The sequence below is a fragment of the Dietzia maris genome, assembly GCF_014144855.1.
In the GTDB taxonomy this organism is placed as follows: domain Bacteria; phylum Actinomycetota; class Actinomycetes; order Mycobacteriales; family Mycobacteriaceae; genus Dietzia; species Dietzia kunjamensis.
On record NZ_JAALDN010000227.1, the window covers coordinates 1 to 2,283 of the forward strand.

Below are 2,283 nucleotides of genomic sequence, written 5' to 3' on the forward strand. Positions count from 1 at the left end.
GACGGCGGCCCCGGCCGCGCGGCCGTCCGCCCGCAGCAGGGAGGTGAAGGCGTGCAGCGAGGGGTCGAGGTCGCCCACCCGGTCGAAAGCCGCGTCGAGGGTGGCCAGCGCGCCGACGGCACCGGTGCGTACGGCCTCGGCGGTCTCGGCGGCGGAGAGGGGGTCGGTGGTCACGGCCATGATCGTACGACCCCGGCGGTGTCCGCCCATGGCGATCATCACGGTGGGAGGCCCCGCTCGGCGGGTAGCCTGGGGCGATACCGACGAAGTCGGATGCACGACCGGGCCCGTCGACCGGCTGGGCCGTCCTTCCACACGAGGACCGAATGGAACGCAAGAGCAATACCGTCTTCCGCAACGTCGCGATCGCGGGCGTGATCATCCTGGCGATCGTCGGCTTCTCGTTCTTCACAGGAGATGACCGTGACTACGCCGAGGTCGACACGTCGGTGGCGTTGGCGCAGGTCGACGCGGGGAACGTGAAAGAGGCGCTGATCGAGGACCGGGAGCAGCAGCTCCGGCTCACGCTCGAGACCCCGATCGCCCCGGAGGACGGAGCGGACGAGACCGACAAGCTCCTCGCCAAGTACCCGGAGCGGGCGGCGGACCAGGTCTTCGACCGGGTGGCCGCGGCGGAGCCGGAGAAGTACGACACCGCGGTCAACCAGCAGGGTTTCCTGTCGCAGATGCTCTCGTTCCTGCTGCCGATGCTCATCCTGTTCGGGTTGCTGTTCTACTTCATGTCCCGCATGCAGGGCGGCAAGGGCGGACTGTTCGGCGTGGGCAAGTCGCGCGCCGTGGAGTTCACCAAGGACATGCCCCAGACCACGTTCACCGACGTCGCGGGCGAGGACGAGGCGGTCGAGGAACTCAACGAGATCAAGGACTTCCTCCAGAACCCGGCGCGCTACGAGCGTCTCGGCGCCAAGATCCCGCGCGGTGTGCTGCTCTACGGCCCGCCCGGAACGGGCAAGACCCTGCTGGCCCGCGCGGTCGCGGGTGAGGCCGGGGTGCCGTTCTACTCGATCTCGGGTTCGGATTTCGTCGAGATGTTCGTCGGTGTCGGCGCCTCGCGGGTGCGCGACTTGTTCGAGAAGGCCAAGCAGAACGCGCCCTGCATCGTGTTCGTCGACGAGATCGACGCGGTGGGTCGGCACCGTGGCTCGGGCACCGGCGGCGGCCACGACGAGCGTGAGCAGACGCTCAACCAGCTGCTGGTCGAGATGGACGGGTTCAGCGAGCGCGAGACCGTCATCATGATCGCCGCGACCAACCGTCCGGACGTCCTCGACCCGGCGTTGCTACGGCCGGGGCGTTTCGACCGCCAGGTCCCGGTGACCAATCCCGACCTCAAGGGTCGCGAGGCGATCCTCGCCGTCCACTCCGCGGGCAAGCCGCTGGCCGAGAACGTCAACATGACCTCGCTTGCCAGGCGCACGATCGGGATGTCGGGCGCGGACCTGGCCAACGTGCTCAACGAGGGCGCCCTGCTCGCGGCCCGGCTGGGTCGCGACGAGATCGACATCGACATCCTCGAGGAGGCCACCGACCGGGTGGTGGGCGGACCCCGCCGCAAGCACCGTGTGATCAGCGAGCACGAGAAGAAGGTCACCGCGTACCACGAGTCCGGCCACGCGCTGGCGGCGTGGGCGATGGAGGACCTCGAGCCCGTCCACAAGGTCACCATCCTCGCGCGTGGGCGCACCGGTGGTCACGCACTGGTGGTCCCCGAGGACGACAAGTCCTTGATGACCCGGGCGGACATGATCGCCCGCGTCGTCATGGCGATGGGTGGCCGCGCTGCCGAGGAGTACGTCTTCGGCGAGCCCACCTCGGGCGCCAGCTCGGATATCGAGCAGGCCACCCGGATCGCGCGGACGATGGTCGCCGAGTACGGCATGAGCGCGAAGCTCGGTGCGGTGAAGTACGGCGGCGAGGGCGGGGACCCGTTCCTCGGCCGCGGCGGTTCCGCGGCGGGGGAGTACTCGCCCGAGGTCGCCAAGATCATCGACGACGAGGTGCGCCGCATCATCGACTCCGCCCACACCGAGGCCTGGCAGGTCCTCGAGTCCAACCGCGACATCCTCGACGCGGTCGCGGGCGAGCTCCTCGAGAAGGAGACCCTGCGGCAGGACGACCTCGAGAGGCTGTTCGCCGACGTGGTCAAGCGGCCGCGGATCACCGAGTTCGACGACTTCGGTGGACGCATCCCGTCGGCCCGTCCGCCCATCAAGACCCCGGGGGAACTGGCCAGGGAGCGTGGCGAGCCGTGGCCCCCGCCGG

General features: G+C 69.6%; 1 protein-coding gene. It reads left to right on the forward strand.

Features of this window, described 5'->3' with window-relative positions; genetic code table 11:
- Positions 1 to 326: 326 nt before the first annotated feature.
- A partial coding sequence (gene ftsH / locus G6024_RS08000) for an ATP-dependent zinc metalloprotease FtsH (RefSeq protein WP_159148440.1) occupies positions 327 to 2,283 on the forward strand: 1,957 nt, incomplete at its 3' end.